Source organism: Streptomyces sp. KR55, from assembly GCF_052245645.1.
In the GTDB taxonomy this organism is placed as follows: Bacteria; Actinomycetota; Actinomycetes; order Streptomycetales; family Streptomycetaceae; genus Streptomyces; species Streptomyces flavusporus.
On sequence record NZ_JBQQCE010000195.1, the window covers coordinates 1 to 17,019 of the forward strand.

Sequence of the window (17,019 nt, forward strand, 5' to 3'; positions counted from 1 at the left end):
GGAGGGCTCAGGCCGCCGTCACGGCGGCCCGGATCTCCTCCGCGAAGCGGTCCGCGGCCGCACGCAGCGCCCCGACGTCGGGTCCGTGCCGCAGCACGCCCCGGCTGACGTTGGGCACGACGTTGTGCACCGCGGCCCCGAAGACCCGGGGAAGATCGGCCGGAGTGGCGCCCTGAGCCCCGATGCCCGGGGCGAGCAGCGGACCGTTGATGTCGAGGTCGTACGACGAGAGGTCGCCCAGGGTGGCGCCGACGACCGCGCCGAAGGAGCCCAGGGGCTCGTCCCCTGCGTTCTCGGCAGCCAGGTGGGCCAGCATCGTCGCGCCGACCGTGCGGCCGTCGGCGCCGACGGCGTGCTGGACCTCGCCGCCCTCGGGGTTGGAGGTCAGCGCCAGCACGAACAGCCCCGCGCCGCTCTCGCGCGCCAGCGCGATCGCCGGCGAGAGCGAGCCGTAGCCGAGGTACGGCGAGACGGTCAGCGCGTCCGAGAACAGCGGGGCGTCCTTGTGCAGGAAGGACTCGGCGTACGCGGCCATGGTGGAGCCGATGTCGCCGCGCTTGGCGTCCATGACGACCAGCGCACCGGCCGCCCGCGCCTCCTCGACCACCTTCTCCAGGACGGCCACGCCGCGCGATCCGAAGCGCTCGAAGAACGCGCTCTGCGGCTTGAGGACGGCGACCCGGTCGGCCATGGCCTCGACGACCGTACGGCCGAACCGCTCCAGGCCGGCGATGTCGTCATTGAGGCCCCACTCGGTGAGCAGGGACGCGTGCGGGTCGATGCCGACGCACAGCGGGCCCCGCTCGTCCATGGCGCGGCGCAGCCGGGCTCCGAAGGGTTCGAGAGGAGTCATCCCGTCTTCCTTACGTCGGCGCCGACCGCGTCGGCGAGGGTGGCGTACGGGCTCGTACGGAGGCGGGCGGCGAGGCCCTTGTGGATGGCGCGGGCCCAGAAGGGGCCCGCGTAGATGAAGGCGCTGTATCCCTGTACCAGCGTCGCGCCGGCCAGGATGCGCTGCCAGGCGTCCTCGGCGCTCTCGATACCGCCCACGCCGACGAGCGTGATGCGGTCACCCACGCGCGCGTACAGACGGCGCAGCACCTGAAGGGAGCGGGCCTTCAGGGGGGCGCCGGAGAGGCCGCCGACCTCCTTGACCAGGGATGGTTCGGATTTCAAACCGAGTTCGTCGCGCGCGATGGTGGTGTTCGTGGCGATGATCCCGTCGAGGCCGAGCTCGACGGCGAGGTCGGCGACGGCGTCGATGTCCTCGTCCGCCAGGTCGGGCGCGATCTTCACCAGCAACGGAACGCGGCGGTCGGCCACGCGGCGGTCGGCGGCCTCGCGGACCGCGCTGAGCAGCGGGCGCAGGTGGTCCACGGCCTGGAGGTTGCGCAGCCCGGGCGTGTTCGGCGAGGAGACGTTCACGACCAGGTAGTCGGCGTACGGCGCGAGTCGCTCGGCGGACTTCACGTAGTCCCCGACGGCCTCGGCCTCCGGAACGACCTTGGTCTTGCCGATGTTGACGCCCACGACCGTCCTGAAGACCGGCGTACGCGAGGCGAGGCGGGCGGCGACGGTCAGGGAACCGTCGTTGTTGAAGCCCATGCGGTTGATCAGAGCGCGGTCCGGCACCAGCCGGAACAGCCGCTTTCTGGGGTTGCCGGGCTGCGGCTCCCCCGTCACCGTGCCGATCTCGACATGGTCGAAGCCGAGCATCGCCATGCCGTCGACAGCGACGGCGTTCTTGTCGAAGCCGGCCGCGAGCCCGAACGGGCCGTGCATGCGCAGGCCGAGGGCTTCCGTGCGCAGCTCCTTGTAGCGGGGCGCCAGCACGGCCGCGACGAAGGTCCGCAGCACGGGGATGCGGACGGCGAGGCGGATCCACCGGAAGGCAAGGTGGTGGGCCTGCTCGGGATCCATCCGTCGGAAGACCAGACGGAAGAACAGCTTGTACATCACTCAGTGTCCTCACGAAGAGGGGGACACCGTTTCCGGTGTCCCCCTCGGGCTGCTAGTCGCGGGCCGCGGTCAGGAGTTCCGCGTGTTCCTGGAGCGAACGGACGCCCACATCACCGTGGTTGAGGGCATCGATGCCCTGGACGGCGGCGGCGAGCGCCTGAACCGTCGTCAGGCACGGCACCGAACGCGCCACGGCTGCCGTACGGATGTCGTAGCCGTCGAGGCGGCCGCCGGTGCCGTACGGGGTGTTGACGATGAGGTCGACCTCGCCGTCGTGGATGAGCTGGACGATGGTCCGCTCGCCGTTCGGGCCGGTGCCCTCGGACTGCTTGCGCACGATGGTGGCGTGGATGCCGTTGCGCTTGAGGACCTCGGCCGTGCCGGACGTGGCGAGCAACTCGAAGCCGTGGGCGACCAGTTCACGCGCCGGGAAGATCATCGACCGCTTGTCGCGGTTGGCGACCGAGATGAAGGCGCGGCCCTTGGTGGGCAGCGGGCCATAGGCGCCGGCCTGCGACTTGGCGTACGCCGTGCCGAAGACGGAGTCGATGCCCATGACCTCGCCGGTGGACCGCATCTCGGGGCCGAGGACGGTGTCGACGCCGCGTCCGGAGGTGTCCCGGAAGCGGGTCCAGGGCATCACCGCCTCCTTGACCGAGATCGGCGCGTCCAGCGGCAGCTCGCCGCCGTCGCCCCGCGCGGGCAGCAGGCCTTCCGCGCGCAGCTCGGCGATGGTCGCGCCCAGCGAGATCCGGGCGGCGGCCTTGGCCAGCGGCACCGCGGTGGCCTTCGAGGTGAAGGGGACGGTGCGTGAGGCACGCGGGTTGGCCTCGAGGACGTAGAGGATGTCCCCGGCCATCGCGAACTGGATGTTGATCAGGCCGCGGACACCGACGCCCTTGGCGATCGCCTCGGTCGAGGCGCGCAGGCGCTTGATGTCGAAGCCGCCGAGGGTGATGGGGGGCAGGGCGCAGGCCGAGTCGCCGGAGTGGATACCGGCCTCCTCGATGTGCTCCATGACACCGCCGAGGTACAGCTCCTCGCCATCGTACAGCGCGTCGACGTCGATCTCGATCGCGTCGTCGAGGAACCGGTCGACCAGGACCGGCCGGTAGGGGCTGATCTCGGTGGACTCGGCGATGTACACCGACAGCCGGGCCTCGTCGTACACGATCTCCATGCCGCGCCCGCCGAGGACGTACGAAGGCCGGACGAGGACGGGGTAGCCGATCTCGGCGGCGATGGCTTTGGCTTCGGCGAGGGGGGTGGCGGTGCCGTGCTTGGGGGCCGGGAGGCCGGCTTCCTTGAGGACCTGCCCGAAGGCGCCGCGGTCCTCGGCGGCGTGGATGGCCTCCGGCGGGGTGCCGACGACCGGCACGCCGTTGTCCTTCAGCGCCTGCGCCAGGCCCAGCGGGGTCTGGCCGCCCAGCTGGACCACGACACCGGCGATCGGGCCCGCCTGCTGCTCGGCGTGGACGATCTCCAGCACGTCCTCGAGGGTGAGCGGCTCGAAGTAGAGACGGTCGGAGGTGTCGTAGTCGGTGGAGACCGTCTCCGGGTTGCAGTTGACCATCACGGTCTCGTACCCGGCGTCGGACAGCGCGAAGGAGGCGTGGACGCAGGAGTAGTCGAACTCGATGCCCTGGCCGATCCGGTTGGGACCCGAGCCCAGGATGATGACTGCGGGCTTCGCACGCGGCGCGACCTCGGTCTCCTCGTCGTACGAGGAGTAGAAGTACGGCGTGCGGGCCGCGAACTCGGCGGCGCAGGTGTCGACCGTCTTGTAGACGGGACGGATGCCGAGTGCGTGCCGCACCTCGCGGACGACGTCCTCGCGCAGACCGCGGATCTCGCCGATCTGCTGGTCGGAGAAGCCGTGCCGCTTGGCCTCGGCCAGCAGGCCGGGGGTCAGCTCCGGCGCCTCGGCCAGCTCGTCCGCGATCTCCTTGATCAGGAACAGCTGGTCGACGAACCACGGGTCGATCTTCGTCGCCGCGAAGACCTCCTCCGGCGTGGCACCGGCGCGGATGGCCTGCATGACCGTGTTGATCCGGCCGTCGGTGGGCCGGACCGCCGCGCGCAGCAGCTCGTCCTTGTCCCCGGGGTCGCCCACGAACGTGAACTGGCTGCCCTTCTTCTCGAGCGAGCGCAGCGCCTTCTGGAACGCCTCGGTGAAGTTCCGGCCGATGGCCATCGCCTCGCCGACCGACTTCATGGTGGTCGTCAGCGTGGAGTCGGCGCTGGGGAACTTCTCGAAGGCGAACCGCGGTGCCTTGACGACCACATAGTCGAGGGTCGGCTCGAAGGAGGCCGGGGTCTCCTGCGTGATGTCGTTCGGGATCTCGTCGAGGGTGTACCCCACGGCAAGCTTCGCGGCGATCTTGGCGATCGGGAAACCGGTCGCCTTGGAGGCGAGCGCCGACGACCGCGACACGCGCGGGTTCATCTCGATGACGATGACGCGGCCGTCGTCCGGGTTCACCGCGAACTGGATGTTGCAGCCGCCGGTGTCGACGCCGACCTCGCGGATGACGGCGATGCCGATGTCACGCAGGATCTGGTACTCGCGGTCGGTGAGCGTCATCGCCGGCGCGACGGTGATCGAGTCGCCGGTGTGCACGCCCATCGGGTCGAAGTTCTCGATGGAGCAGACGACCACGACGTTGTCGTGCTTGTCGCGCATGAGCTCCAGCTCGTACTCCTTCCAGCCGAGGATGGACTCCTCCAGGAGCACCTCGGTGGTGGGCGAGAGCGTGAGGCCCTGACCGGCGATGCGGCGCAGTTCCTCCTCGTCGTGCGCGAAGCCGGAACCGGCGCCGCCCATGGTGAAGGACGGGCGGACGACGACCGGGTAGCCGCCGAGCTGCTCGACGCCCTTGAGTACATCGTCCATCGAGTGGCAGATCACGGACCGGGCGCTCTCGCCGTGCCCGATCTTGCGGTGCACGGCGTCGACGACCAGCTTGAACTGATCGCGGTCCTCACCCTTGTGGATCGCCTCGACGTTGGCGCCGATCAGCTCGACGCCGTACTTCTCCAGGGTTCCGTTCTCGTGCAGCGAGATGGCGGTGTTCAGCGCCGTCTGACCGCCCAGCGTCGGCAGCAGGGCGTCCGGCCGCTCCTTGGCGATGATCTTCTCGACGAACTCCGGGGTGATCGGCTCGACGTACGTCGCGTCGGCGATCTCCGGGTCGGTCATGATCGTCGCCGGGTTGGAGTTGACGAGGATGACCCTGAGGCCCTCGGACTTCAGGACGCGGCACGCCTGGGTGCCGGAGTAGTCGAACTCGGCGGCCTGGCCGATGACGATCGGGCCGGAGCCGATGACCAGGACGGACTGGATATCGGTGCGCTTAGGCACGCTGGCCCTCCATCAGGGAAACGAAGCGGTCGAACAGATAGGCGGCGTCGTGCGGGCCGGCTGCCGCTTCGGGGTGGTACTGGACGCTGAAGGCCGGCCGGTCGAGGAGCTGGAGACCTTCCACCACGTTGTCGTTGAGGCAGACGTGGGAGACCTCGGCACGGCCGTAGGGGGTGTCGGACACCATGTCGAGCGGGGCGTCGACGGCGAAGCCGTGGTTGTGCGCGGTGACCTCGACCTTGCCGGTCGTCCGGTCCTGCACCGGCTGGTTGATGCCGCGGTGGCCGTACTTCAGCTTGTACGTGCCGAAGCCGAGCGCGCGGCCCAGGATCTGGTTGCCGAAGCAGATGCCGAACAGCGGGGTGCCGCGCTCCAGCACCGCCTGCATCACGGAGACCGGGTGGTCGGCGGTGGCCGGGTCGCCCGGGCCGTTGGAGAAGAACACGCCGTCCGGGTTCACGGCGTACACGTCGTCGGCGGTCGCCGTGGCGGGCAGCACGTGTACCTCGATCCCCCGCTCGGCCATCCGGTGCGGGGTCATGCCCTTGATGCCGAGGTCGACGGCGGCGACGGTGAATCGCTTCTCCCCGATGGCCGGGACGACGTACGGCTCGGTGGTGGCGACCTCGGCGGAGAGGTTCGCGCCCTTCATCTCGGGGGCCTGGCGCACCTCGGCGAGCATGGTGCCCTCGTCGGGCAGCGCGTTGCCCGAGAAGATGCCGACGCGCATGGCGCCGCGCTCACGCAGGTGCCGGGTCAACGCGCGCGTGTCGATGCCGGAGATGCCGACGACACCCTGGTTGCGCAGCTCCTCGTCCAGCGACCGCCGGGAGCGCCAGTTGGACGGCACGCGCGCGGGGTCCCGTACGACATAACCGGAGACCCAGATCCGCTTCGACTCCGGGTCCTCGTCGTTGACGCCGGTGTTGCCGACGTGCGGGGCGGTCATCACGACGACCTGACGGTGGTACGACGGGTCGGTCAGCGTCTCCTGGTAGCCGGTCATGCCGGTGGAGAACACGGCCTCGCCGAAGGTCACCCCCACGGCCCCGTAGGCACGGCCGCGGAAGATCCGGCCGTCCTCCAGGACGAGTACGGCAGGAACCTTCGCGGTTCCCCTGGTGGAGGTCGTCATCGTTCGGCGCCTTCCGTGGTGGTTGCTTTGATCATGGAGTTAATGACGTCGACCCACTCGTTGTGCTCGGCCGCGTGGTCGGAGCGGAAGCCGGAGTCGATCAGCCGGTCGCCGTGCGCCCAGGTCACCACCAGCAGACCGCCCTCGGTGAGGACCTTGCCGGCGATGCCCTTGTCGAGCCGCGCTTCGCGCAGGGCCTCCACAGGGACGAAGAAGTCGGTCGCCCCGGGGCGTACGACATCCAGTCCCGCGTCCGTCAGCGTGAGCTCGACCCGGCTGCGGGTGCCCAGGCCGTGCGCCACGATGCGGTCCAGCCACTGACCGGCGGTGGTGGAGCCGTGGTAGCGGCCACTGAGGCTCAGTTTCGCCGGGCCGGGGTCATCCGGCATTCCAGGCAGCGGCGGCTTGCCGCCTCCGTTGAGGGTGGTGGCGGGAGACGGGCGGGCGGGGAGCTCCGGCAGGTCGCCCTGGAGGGTGCCGCGCCACTTCCAGCCCTCGCGCATCAGCCAGTAGACCAGCGCGACGAACAGGGCGAGGCCCACCACCCAGCCGACGCGGGCGGCCCAGTCGGTCACTTCCGCCGATTCCTTCTCGGCGGCCAGCAGGATTACAGGTGTCACGTGAGCTTCCCGTCGACGAGCGTGGCCTTGCCCCGGAGCCACGTGTGCGTGACACGGCCCGGCAGCTCACGCCCCTCGTAGGGGGTGTTGCGGCTGCGCGAGGCGAAGCCCGCGGGGTCCACCAATCCACGGTATGCCGTGTCGACGAGGGTGAGGTTGGCGGGCTCACCTGCCGAGACGGGACGTCCATGGCCCGTGGCCTGCCCGATCCTGGCCGGCGTGAAGGACATACGGTCCGCGACGCCGGCCCAGTCGAGCAGCCCGGTGTCGACCATCGTCTCCTGGACCACTGACAATGCGGTCTCCAGGCCGACCATCCCCATGGCGGCGGCGGCCCACTCGCAGTCCTTGTCCTCGTGCGGGTGCGGGGCGTGGTCGGTGGCGACGATGTCGATCGTGCCGTCGGCGAGCGCCTCGCGCAGCGTCAGCACGTCGCGCTCGGTGCGCAGCGGCGGGTTCACTTTGTAGACCGGGTTGTACGTCCGGACCAGCTCGTCGGTGAGGAGCAGGTGGTGCGGGGTCACCTCGGCGGTCACGTCGATGCCGCGGGACTTGGCCCAGCGGATGATCTCGACCGAGCCTGCCGTCGACAGGTGGCAGATGTGGACGCGCGAGCCGACGTGGTCCGCGAGCAGCACGTCGCGGGCGATGATCGACTCCTCGGCGACGGCCGGCCATCCGCCCAGGCCCAGCTCGGCGGAGACCACGCCCTCGTTCATCTCGGCGCCCTCGGTGAGCCGCGGCTCCTGCGCGTGCTGCGCGACGACGCCGCCGAAGGCCTTCACGTACTCCAGCGCCCGGCGCATGATCACGGCGTCGTGCACACACTTGCCGTCGTCGGAGAAGACCGTGACGCCGGCCGCCGACTCGTGCATCGCACCCAGCTCGGCGAGCTTCTTGCCCTCCAGGCCGACGGTGACGGCCCCGATCGGCTGGACGTCGCAGTAGCCGTGCTGCTGTCCAAGCCGCCACACCTGCTCGACGACACCGGCCGTGTCGGCCACCGGGAAGGTGTTGGCCATGGCGAACACAGCGGTGTAACCGCCACTCGCAGCCGCCCGCGTACCCGTCAGCACGGTCTCGGAGTCCTCGCGGCCGGGCTCGCGCAGATGGGTGTGCAGGTCGACGAGGCCGGGGAGCAGCACCTTGCCGTCGGCCTCGACGACCTCTGCGCCGTCGGCGCTCAGACCGGTACCCATCTCGGCGATGGTGTCGCCGTCGATCAGGACGTCCTGCGGCTCGCCGCCGAGCACCTTCGCACCACGGATCAGGATCTTGCTCATGTCTTACTTCTCCTCGGTACGGGTGTTGGTGACGGCGGGTTCGTTGCCGCCGAGCAACAGGTACAGAACGGCCATCCGGATGGAGACTCCGTTGGCGACCTGCTCGATGGCGGTGCAGCGCCCGGAGTCGGCGACCTCGGCGGTGATCTCCATGCCGCGGACCATCGGTCCGGGGTGCATCACGATGGCGTGCTCGGGCATCCGCGCCATGCGGTCGCCGTCGAGGCCGTAGCGCCGCGAGTACTCCCGCTCGGTCGGGAAGTACGCGGCGTGCATGCGCTCGCGCTGCACGCGCAGCATCATCACCGCGTCGGACTTGGGCAGCGCGGCGTCGAGGTCGTAGGAGACCTCGCAGGGCCAGGAAGCGACGCCGACCGGCAACAGGGTCGGCGGGGCGACGAGGGTGACCTCGGCGCCGAGGGTGTGCAGAAGGTCGACGTTGGAGCGGGCGACCCGGCTGTGCAGGACGTCACCGACGATGGTGACGCGTCGGCCGGCGAGGTCCTGACCGAGCCCGGCGTCCCGGCCGACGAGCCGGCGGCGCATGGTGAAGGCGTCGAGCAGGGCCTGGGTGGGGTGCTGGTGGGTGCCGTCGCCGGCGTTGATGACGGCGGCGTCGATCCAGCCGGAATTGGCCAGCCGGTACGGGGCTCCGGAGGCGCCGTGCCGGATGACGACGGCGTCGACGCCCATGGCCTCCAGGGTCTGGGCGGTGTCCTTGAGGGACTCGCCCTTGGACACGCTCGACCCCTTGGCGGAGAAGTTGATGACGTCCGCGGACAGCCGCTTCTCGGCGGCCTCGAAGGAGATCCGGGTGCGGGTGGAGTCCTCGAAGAAGAGGTTCACGACGGTGCGGCCGCGCAGGGTCGGCAGCTTCTTGATCGGCCGGTCGGCGACCCGGGACATCTCCTCGGCGGTGTCGAGGATCAGGACGGCGTCGTCGCGGGTGAGGTCGGCGGCCGAGATGAGATGGCGCTGCATCTTTCAGGCTCCGTAAGGCAGTTCATTCGGGAGATTTCGGGCGGGCAGGAGTGCGCGGAGGCGTACGACGGTGGCGTACGCCCCGGTTTGCTAGTGCTGCGCGCCCTGGGCGGTCTGCTTCACACCGAGCAGCACGGTGTCGCGACCGTCCTCCTCGGCGAGCTGGACCTTGACCGTCTCCCGCAGCGACGTGGGGAGGTTCTTGCCGACGTAGTCGGCGCGGATGGGCAGTTCACGGTGACCGCGGTCGACCAGGACCGCGAGCTGCACGGCACGCGGACGCCCGATGTCGTTCAGGGCGTCGAGGGCTGCGCGGATGGTGCGGCCGGAGAAGAGGACGTCGTCGACCAGGACGACGAGCCTGCCGTCGATGCCGTCACCGGGGATGTCGGTGCGGGCCAGCGCACGCGGCGGGTGCATGCGCAGGTCGTCGCGGTACATCGTGATGTCCAGCGAACCGCACGGGACCTTGCGCTCGGTGATCTGTTCGAGCTTGGCAGCGAGCCGCTGGGCGAGGAAGACGCCTCGGGTGGGAATGCCGAGGAGCACCACGTCGTCGGCGCCCTTGGCGCGCTCGACGATCTCATGGGCAATGCGGGTCAGTACCCGCGCGATGTCGGGCCCTTCGAGCACGGGCCGCGCATCGGACGCTTGCGTGTCCATACGAAACGGACCTCCTTCTCCGCCTCACGGGACGGACCTTAAAGGACGTCGGGATTGCGCCATCCACGGTAGCAGGCCGGGACGACCGCCCTGATCACCCCCCTGACGGCCGCGGATCACCCGCTCGGCGCAGTCGACCGCCGATACCACGGAAGAGTCGCTGCGGACCATTCGGCTTGACGCAGGAGAGTAACGCTGCGTAACCTCACAGTGAGTTACCAGCCGCGCGGCATGGAAACAAGCCGGCCGCGTCGACACAGTGTCCGGGGAGCTATATGTCCAGCGAATACGCCAAACAGCTCGGGGCCAAGCTCCGGGCCATCCGCACCCAGCAGGGCCTTTCCCTCCACGGTGTCGAGGAGAAGTCCCAGGGACGCTGGAAGGCGGTCGTGGTCGGTTCGTACGAGCGCGGCGACCGCGCCGTCACCGTGCAGCGCCTTGCCGAACTGGCGGACTTCTACGGCGTACCCGTGCAGGAACTCCTTCCGGGCACCACCCCCGGCGGCGCCGCCGAGCCGCCGCCGAAGCTGGTCCTGGACCTGGAGCGGCTGGCCACGGTGCCGGCCGAGAAGGCGGGCCCCCTGCAGCGGTACGCGGCGACGATCCAGTCGCAGCGCGGCGACTACAACGGCAAGGTGCTCTCCATCCGCCAGGACGACCTGCGCACACTCGCCGTCATCTACGACCAGTCGCCCTCGGTCCTCACCGAGCAGCTGATCAGCTGGGGCGTACTGGATGCGGACGCGCGTCGTGCGGTGTCCCACGAGGAGGGCTGAGCACTCCGCGGGTTCAGCAGAAACGTGCCGCCGGGGTGGTCGGAACTTCATGGTTCCGGCCACCCCGGCGGCGTTCTGAGCGCTTCGGGGCCTTCTGAGCACCCCGAGGACACGAAAAACGCCTCAGGGCCGCAGCGCGCGAGCTGCGGCCCTGAGGCGTTCAGGTGACTCAGTCCCCGGCGTCCTCGGCGGTGCGACGCAGCGAGGGCTTCAGGTCCTTCAGCCGGCCGAGCAGTCCGTTGACGAACGAGGGCGACTCGTCCGTCGAGAACTCCTTCGCCAGCTGCACCATCTCGTCCAGCACGACGGCGTCCGGGGTCTCGTCGACCCAGATCAGCTCGTACGCGCCCAGGCGCAGGATGTTGCGGTCCACGACCGGCATCCGGTCGAGCGTCCAGCCGACCGAGTACTGCGCGATCAGCTCGTCGATCCGCTTCGCGTGCTGCGCGTAGCCCTCGACCAGCTGCATCGTGTACTCGCTCACCGGCGGCTGCCGGGTGTCGGTCCGGGAGAGCCGGATCCAGTCCGCGAGGACCGTCAGGACGTCGGCGCCGCGCTGATCGCCCTCGAAGAAGATCTGGAAGGCGCGCTTGCGGGCCGTGTTGCGGGCAGCCAATTTAGCTGGTCACCCGGCCGAGGTAGTCGCTCGTGCGGGTATCGACCTTGATCTTCTCACCGGTGGTGATGAAGAGCGGGACCTGGATCTGGTGGCCAGTCTCCAGGGTCGCGGGCTTGGTGCCGCCGGTGGAGCGGTCGCCCTGGACGCCCGGCTCGGTCTCGGCGATGGTCAGCTCGACGGCGGCCGGGAGTTCGACGAAGAGCACCTCGCCCTCGTGCTGCGCGACGGTGGCCATGAAGCCCTCGACGAGGAAGTTGGCGGCGTCGCCGACGGCCTTGCGGTCGACCATGAGCTGGTCGTACGTCTCCATGTCCATGAAGACGAAGTACTCGCCGTCCATGTAGGAGAACTGCATGTCGCGCTTGTCGACGGTGGCCGTCTCGACCTTGACACCGGCGTTGAAGGTCTTGTCGACGACCTTGCCGGAGAGCACGTTCTTGAGCTTGGTGCGCACGAAGGCCGGGCCCTTGCCGGGCTTGACGTGCTGGAACTCGACGACGGACCAGAGCTGGCCGCCTTCGAGCTTGAGCACCATGCCGTTCTTGAGGTCGTTCGTGGAAGCCACGGTTGCGGAATCTCCTGGACTGACGTGGACGACCCCGGGGCAGGCGCCGCGGTGGTGTGCCGCTAGAGCGCGAGCAGCTCCTTGGTCGTGATGGTGAGTAGCTCGGGTCCGCCGTCCGCCTCGGGGCGTACGACGAGCGTGTCATCGATCCGGACGCCGCCCCGGCCCGGGAGGTGGACCCCCGGTTCGACGGTGACCGGCACGCAAGCGTCCAGTTTACCCATGGCCGAGGGAGCCAGCTGAGGGTCCTCGTCGATTTCGAGTCCGACGCCATGGCCGGTGAGGGGCGGGAGGCCTTCTGCGTACCCCGCGGAATCCAGCACCTGGCGTGCGGCGCGGTCGACGTCGCGGTAGGCGGAGCCGGGCGCCAGCATCTCCCGACCGGCGCGCTGGGCTGCGAAGACCAGGTCGTACAGCTCGATCTGCCAGTCGGCGGGCGAGGTGCCGATGACGAAGGTACGGCCGATCTCGCAGCGGTAGCCGCGGTACGTCGCGCCCAGGCATACGGAGAGGAAATCGCCCTCCTCGACGCGGCGGTCGGTGGGGCGGTGGCCACGACGGCCGGAGTTGGGGCCGGTGGCGACGGAGGTCGGGAAGGCGGGGCCGTCGGCGCCGTGGTCGACGAGGCGGCGCTCCAGTTCCAGGGCGAGGTGGCGTTCGGTGCGGCCCACGAGGATGGATTCCAGGAGCTCGCCGAGGGCCTGGTCGGCGATTTCGGCGCCGATGCGCAGGCAGGAGATCTCCTCCTCGTCCTTGACGACCCTGAGCTGCTCGACCGCGCCACCGAGATCGGCGAGGCGCAGTCGGGGGGCGACCGAGCGGATGGCGCGGTGCCGGGCGACGGTGAGGTGGTGTTCCTCGACGGCGAGGGAGTCGGCGCCCTGGGATGCGGCGAGGTCGGCGGCCGCGACGGCGGGATCACCGGCGGGGCCGGGGCCGGGCAGGGGGTGCACGGGCAGGGCCTCGTCGGGGCGGCCTTCCGTCGGTTTCTCGTCCGGGGGGCCGGTGCAGACCAGCAGGTCCTCGCGCTTGCCGATCAGCAGGGCGGCACGCTGGGGTGCCGCTCCTGCGAGGTAGCGGACGTTGGCGGGACGGGAGATCAGCGCCGCTGCGCTGCCGGCCGCGTTGCAGCGCTCCCGTAGCCGGGTTCGGCGGGCCGCGTACACCTCTGACATGAGCCGAGCGTACGAGGGGTGAGCGGTGATCGCCGGTTGGGAGGGCCGAGTGGGGGTGTCTCCGACGGTTGAGCGGCGGGCGCCTTGTGCCGGTGGGTGGGTCTCCGACGGTTGAGCGGCGGGCGCTTGTGCCGGTGGGTGGGTCGGGGTCGCGGTGGTGCGGCGAGCCCGCCGCGGGTTGCGCCCCTCCGCCAGCTGCCACGGTGGACGTCCGTTGGTAACCGGCTGAGCGGCGGGCTGCGCCGCACCCCCACGACCCGCTCCCGTGCATCGGCGGCTGCGGGTGCATGGTGGCGTGCCACCCACCCGCGGGCAGACGCATGCCGCAACCAGCCCGTCAGGCCGCGGGCAGTCGTGCCTCCCCCAGTGCCTCAAGGGCCTGGGAGGTACCCCCAGGGCGGCACGGGTGGGCACGGGCGGCACCCGTCAGCGCCAGGTTGCGCGCCCCACCCGCCCAGTCAACGCCGGGCTACGTCACCCACCGCTCGCGTCAGCTACCACTTGGGCGGCGATGCGATCGACCTCGCCAGGACCTCGTCCAGGACGCGGGCCGTGCCGGGTACGTCGAGTTGGGAGTTGTCGATGATCGAGAGGCCCGAGCCGTACCAGCCCGCCATGCGGCCGTGGATGCGGGCTACCTCCTCGTCGGTGAGGCGGCGGTTGCCGGTGCGTTCGGCGTTGCGTTCCAGGACTATGTCGAGGCCGGGGAGGAGGACCACGGGGAGCAGGCCGGGGCCCACGTGCCGTTTCCAGCCGCCGAGGCCCACGACCGGGCGGTCCGGGAAGACGGCGTCGTCGAGGATGCAGGAGATGCCGTTGGCCAGGAAGTTGCGCGCGGCGAATCCGCAGGTGCGGCGGGCGAGGCGGTACTGGGCCTCGGAGTGGTCGTTCCATCCGGACTGCGGGTCCGCGAAGCCGGAACGGACCCATTCGCGTACGTCGTCCAGGCTGATGTGGGCCGTGGGGACCCGGCGGTGGTCCGCCCAGTACTTGGCGACGCTGGTCTTGCCGGCGCCGGCGGGGCCGATGAGCAGCACCGCGAGTGTCGTGGTGCCGGGGTCGGGAGCGGTCGCTGCGGGCGGCGTGCTGGGCATGGCGACGGGGCCGCCGGGCGGTAGCGGCACATGGCCGGTGGTGTCCGGCGCCGTCGGGACGGCTTGCGCAGGCATGGGGTGCGAGGCGGGCGGGACCGGGGCCGAGGGGGCGCCGGTGAAGCCGGGGGCCGGGGGCGGCGGGGGCACAGGGACGGGTCCCTGCGGCCCGGGTGCGGAACCCTGGTGGTGCGGACCTGGGTGTTGCGCGGCCGGCGACCAGCCGGCGGCCGGTCCGTGCCCCGGCTGGTGGGGCGGCGGCAGCGGAGACCCCACTGCGTGCTGCATCCGGTGCCACTCCGTCTCGTACAGGCAATTGACGCTGGCAGCGAGGCGGGCCCCGCTCGCTACCGAACGGTACCGTCCCCGGCCGCCGTTTGGTGAACGGCCGGGGACGGCCCGAAGTGCCCGGTGTGGAGAGGCGAATCGGGCGGATGGGGCCCCTGTGGACTTACTGGCCCACTTCGCCGTAGGCGGCGAGGAGCATGGCCGGATCGGGGCCTTCCAGAACGGTGGGCTTGGCCAGGCCGTCCAGGACGATGAAGCGCAGCAGGTCCCCGCGGGACTTCTTGTCGACCTTCATGTTCTGCAGCAGCTTGGGCCACTGGTCGTAGCGGTAGTGCAGCGGCAGGCCGACCGATTCGAGGATCGTGCGGTGCCGGTCGGCGGTGGCGTCGTCCAACCGGCCCGCGAGACGGCCGAGTTCGGCGGCGAAGTGCATGCCGACGGCGACCGCGGCGCCGTGCCGCCACTTGTAGCGCTCGTTCTTCTCGATGGCGTGGCCGAGGGTGTGGCCGTAGTTGAGAATCTCCCGCAGGCCCGATTCCTTCAGGTCGGAGGAGACGACCTCCGCCTTGACCCGGATGGACCGCTCGATGAGCTCGGCGGTGTGCGGGCCGACCGGGGTGCGGGCGGCCTGCGGGTCGGCCTCGATGAGCTCGAGGATCGTCGGGTCGGCGATGAAGCCGGCCTTGATGATCTCGGCGAGCCCGGAGACGTAGTCGTTGACCGGGAGGGAGTCCAGCGCCGCCAGGTCGCACAGCACGCCGGCGGGCGGGTGGAAGGCGCCGACCAGGTTCTTGCCCTCGGCGGTGTTGATGCCGGTCTTGCCGCCCACCGCCGCGTCGACCATGGCCAGGACGGTGGTGGGGATCGCGATCCAGCGGACCCCGCGCAGCCAGGTCGCGGCGACGAAGCCGGCGAGGTCGGTGGTCGCGCCGCCGCCGACGCCCACGACGACGTCCGTGCGGGTGAAGCCGGACTGGCCGAGCGCCTTCCAGCAGTAGGCGGCGACCTCGGCGGTCTTGGCCTCCTCGGCGTTGGGCACCTGGATGGCGACCGCCTCGTAGCCCTGCTCGGCCAGATCGGCGCGCAGCGCCTCGCCGGTCTCGGCCAGCGCCTCGGGGTGGATGACGGCGACCCGCTTGGCCTTGTCGCCGACCAACCCGCCGAGCTCACCGAGCAGCTGACGGCCGACCAGGACCTCGTACGGCTCGCTGCCCGCGGTGCCGCCGACCTGGATCCTTGTCACCTGGCTTGCCATCATGTCCTCCGGCCGGGGGTCCGGGGGGTGTCCCCCGGAAAATGCAGTCAACTCCAGTGCGTCCAGGGCGGCTTGGGTGACCTCTTCGGGCGTACGGCCATCAGTGGCGACCACGGCCGTGGCGACCTCCTCGTAGAGGTGCCGGCGGGCCTCCATCAGCTCGCGCCACTGCTTGCGCGGGTTGACGGCGAGAAGGGGGCGGGCCGCGTTCAGGCCGGTCCGCTTGACCGCTTCCTCGACGTCCATGGAGAGGTAGACGACCCGCTGCCCGGCGAGCAACGCGCGCGTGTCCGCGTCGAGGATCGCGCCGCCGCCCAGCGCCAGGACGCCGTCGTGCTCGGCCAGCGCCCGGTGCACCGCCTGCTTCTCGAGCGCCCGGAACACGGGCTCGCCCTCGTCGACGAAGATCTCGGCGATGGACCGGCCCTGCTCGGCGACGATGTCATCGTCGGTGTCCCGGTAGCCGACGCCCAGCCGCTCGGCCAGCAACTGCCCGACCGTGGACTTGCCCACGCCCATCGGACCGACCAGCACCACCTGCGGAGCGCTCATCGGATCGCCAGGTTGTCGAGGTACGACTGCACGTTGCGGCGGGTCTCGGGCACGCTGTCGCCGCCGAACTTCTCCGCCACGGCGTCCGCGAGGACCAGCGCGACCATCGCCTCCGCGACGATGCCGGCGGCCGGCACCGCGCACACGTCGGAGCGCTGGTGGTGAGCGGCGGCCTCCTCGCCGGTGGCGACGTCCACGGTCCGCAGGGCCCTCGGCACCGTCGCGATCGGCTTCATCGCGGCCCGCACCCGCAGCAGCTCACCCGTCGACAGTCCGCCCTCGGTGCCCCCGGAGCGGCCGGTGGCCCGCTTGATGCCCTCGTCGGTGGTGAGGATCTCGTCGTGCGCCTTCGAACCCGGCACCCGTGCCAGCTCGAAGCCGTCGCCGACCTCGACGCCCTTGATCGCCTGAATGCCCATCAGGGCGGCGGCCAGCCGGGAGTCCAGCCGGCGGTCCCAGTGCACGTGCGAACCGAGGCCCACGGGCACGCCGTACGCCAGCACCTCCACGACACCGCCGAGCGTGTCGCCGTCCTTGTGGGCCTGGTCGATCTCCGCGACCATCGCCTTCGACGCGTCCGCGTCCAGGCAGCGCACGGGGTCCGCGTCGAGTTTCTCGACGTCCGCCGGGGTCGGGTACACGCCGTACGGGGCCTTGGCCGCCGCCAGCTCCACGACATGGCTGACGATCTCGATG

The 17,019-nt window shown here is 70.7% G+C and carries 15 protein-coding genes; 1 reads left to right on the plus strand and 14 read right to left on the minus strand.

Features of this window, described 5'->3' with window-relative positions; genetic code table 11:
• Positions 1-7 precede the first annotated feature (7 nt).
• The 8 genes from pyrF to pyrR all read right to left on the minus strand — a co-directional run bounded on the left by pyrF (position 8) and on the right by pyrR (position 10,002).
• Positions 8-853, minus strand: a complete 846-nt coding sequence (pyrF, locus tag ACTWQJ_RS26585; protein WP_443309083.1) for an orotidine-5'-phosphate decarboxylase — start codon at positions 851-853, stop codon at positions 8-10.
• Positions 850-1,956: a quinone-dependent dihydroorotate dehydrogenase gene (locus ACTWQJ_RS26590; RefSeq protein WP_443309084.1), complete on the minus strand. Its 1,107-nt coding sequence runs from the start codon at positions 1,954-1,956 to the stop codon at positions 850-852. Before ACTWQJ_RS26590 ends, pyrF begins: the two co-directional genes overlap by 4 nt.
• Before the next feature lie 55 nt (positions 1,957-2,011).
• Complete coding sequence (gene carB / locus ACTWQJ_RS26595; RefSeq protein ID WP_443309085.1) at positions 2,012-5,320, minus strand: carbamoyl-phosphate synthase large subunit; 3,309 nt, start codon at positions 5,318-5,320, stop codon at positions 2,012-2,014.
• On the minus strand, positions 5,313-6,455 hold the full coding sequence (carA, locus tag ACTWQJ_RS26600) for a glutamine-hydrolyzing carbamoyl-phosphate synthase small subunit (protein ID WP_443309086.1): 1,143 nt from the start codon (positions 6,453-6,455) through the stop codon (positions 5,313-5,315). The genes carB and carA overlap by 8 nt, the downstream gene beginning before the upstream one ends.
• Positions 6,452-7,075 carry a PH-like domain-containing protein gene (locus tag ACTWQJ_RS26605; protein WP_443309087.1) on the minus strand — a complete coding sequence of 208 codons (624 nt, stop codon included), beginning with the start codon at positions 7,073-7,075 and terminating at the stop codon, positions 6,452-6,454. Before ACTWQJ_RS26605 ends, carA begins: the two co-directional genes overlap by 4 nt.
• The gene (locus ACTWQJ_RS26610; protein WP_443309088.1) at positions 7,072-8,358 is read right to left on the minus strand and encodes a dihydroorotase; all 1,287 of its coding nucleotides are present in this window, start codon (positions 8,356-8,358) and stop codon (positions 7,072-7,074) included. Before ACTWQJ_RS26610 ends, ACTWQJ_RS26605 begins: the two co-directional genes overlap by 4 nt.
• 3 nt (positions 8,359-8,361) lie before the next feature.
• Positions 8,362-9,339, minus strand: a complete 978-nt coding sequence (locus ACTWQJ_RS26615) for an aspartate carbamoyltransferase catalytic subunit (RefSeq protein ID WP_129796816.1) — start codon at positions 9,337-9,339, stop codon at positions 8,362-8,364.
• A 90-nt stretch (positions 9,340-9,429) separates the two neighbouring features.
• Complete coding sequence (gene pyrR / locus ACTWQJ_RS26620) at positions 9,430-10,002, minus strand: bifunctional pyr operon transcriptional regulator/uracil phosphoribosyltransferase PyrR (protein WP_385511381.1); 573 nt, start codon at positions 10,000-10,002, stop codon at positions 9,430-9,432.
• A gap of 275 nt (positions 10,003-10,277) precedes the next feature.
• Between pyrR and bldD the strand changes: the two genes are divergently transcribed.
• Positions 10,278-10,778, plus strand: coding sequence for a transcriptional regulator BldD (gene bldD, locus ACTWQJ_RS26625; protein WP_129796818.1), 501 nt, complete (start codon positions 10,278-10,280; stop codon positions 10,776-10,778).
• A 169-nt stretch (positions 10,779-10,947) separates the two neighbouring features.
• Here bldD and nusB read toward each other — a convergent pair whose 3' ends face one another.
• From nusB to aroC, 6 genes are all read right to left on the minus strand, one after another.
• A complete protein-coding gene (gene nusB, locus ACTWQJ_RS26630; RefSeq protein ID WP_443309089.1) occupies positions 10,948-11,394 on the minus strand; it encodes a transcription antitermination factor NusB in 447 nt (148 codons plus the stop codon).
• A gap of 1 nt (position 11,395) precedes the next feature.
• Positions 11,396-11,962 (minus strand): elongation factor P, encoded by a 567-nt coding sequence (gene efp / locus ACTWQJ_RS26635; protein WP_443309090.1) that lies wholly within the window; start codon positions 11,960-11,962, stop codon positions 11,396-11,398.
• A gap of 62 nt (positions 11,963-12,024) precedes the next feature.
• Complete coding sequence (locus tag ACTWQJ_RS26640; RefSeq protein WP_443309091.1) at positions 12,025-13,137, minus strand: aminopeptidase P family protein; 1,113 nt, start codon at positions 13,135-13,137, stop codon at positions 12,025-12,027.
• 494 nt (positions 13,138-13,631) lie between these two features.
• Entirely contained in the window at positions 13,632-14,516 is an 885-nt protein-coding gene (locus tag ACTWQJ_RS26645; RefSeq protein WP_443309092.1) for a Pro-rich N-terminal domain-containing protein, read from the minus strand.
• Positions 14,517-14,679: 163 nt separating this feature from the next.
• On the minus strand, positions 14,680-16,323 hold the full coding sequence (gene aroB, locus ACTWQJ_RS26650) for a 3-dehydroquinate synthase (protein WP_443309093.1): 1,644 nt from the start codon (positions 16,321-16,323) through the stop codon (positions 14,680-14,682).
• The coding region (gene aroC / locus ACTWQJ_RS26655; protein ID WP_443309094.1) for a chorismate synthase at positions 16,320-17,019 on the minus strand (700 nt) is incomplete at its 5' end. The genes aroC and aroB, both read right to left, overlap by 4 nt.

Coding starts and splice junctions, on each gene's coding strand:
- pyrF (WP_443309083.1), bottom strand. CDS start 853: ATGACTCCTCTCGAACCCTTCGGAGCCCGGCTGCGCCGCGCCATGGAC.
- ACTWQJ_RS26590 (WP_443309084.1), bottom strand. CDS start 1,956: ATGTACAAGCTGTTCTTCCGTCTGGTCTTCCGACGGATGGATCCCGAG.
- carA (WP_443309086.1), bottom strand. CDS start 6,455: ATGACGACCTCCACCAGGGGAACCGCGAAGGTTCCTGCCGTACTCGTC.
- ACTWQJ_RS26610 (WP_443309088.1), bottom strand. CDS start 8,358: ATGAGCAAGATCCTGATCCGTGGTGCGAAGGTGCTCGGCGGCGAGCCG.
- ACTWQJ_RS26615 (WP_129796816.1), bottom strand. CDS start 9,339: ATGCAGCGCCATCTCATCTCGGCCGCCGACCTCACCCGCGACGACGCC.
- pyrR (WP_385511381.1), bottom strand. CDS start 10,002: ATGGACACGCAAGCGTCCGATGCGCGGCCCGTGCTCGAAGGGCCCGAC.
- bldD (WP_129796818.1), top strand. CDS start 10,278: ATGTCCAGCGAATACGCCAAACAGCTCGGGGCCAAGCTCCGGGCCATC.
- ACTWQJ_RS26640 (WP_443309091.1), bottom strand. CDS start 13,137: ATGTCAGAGGTGTACGCGGCCCGCCGAACCCGGCTACGGGAGCGCTGC.
- ACTWQJ_RS26645 (WP_443309092.1), bottom strand. CDS start 14,516: ATGCAGCACGCAGTGGGGTCTCCGCTGCCGCCGCCCCACCAGCCGGGG.
- aroB (WP_443309093.1), bottom strand. CDS start 16,323: ATGAGCGCTCCGCAGGTGGTGCTGGTCGGTCCGATGGGCGTGGGCAAG.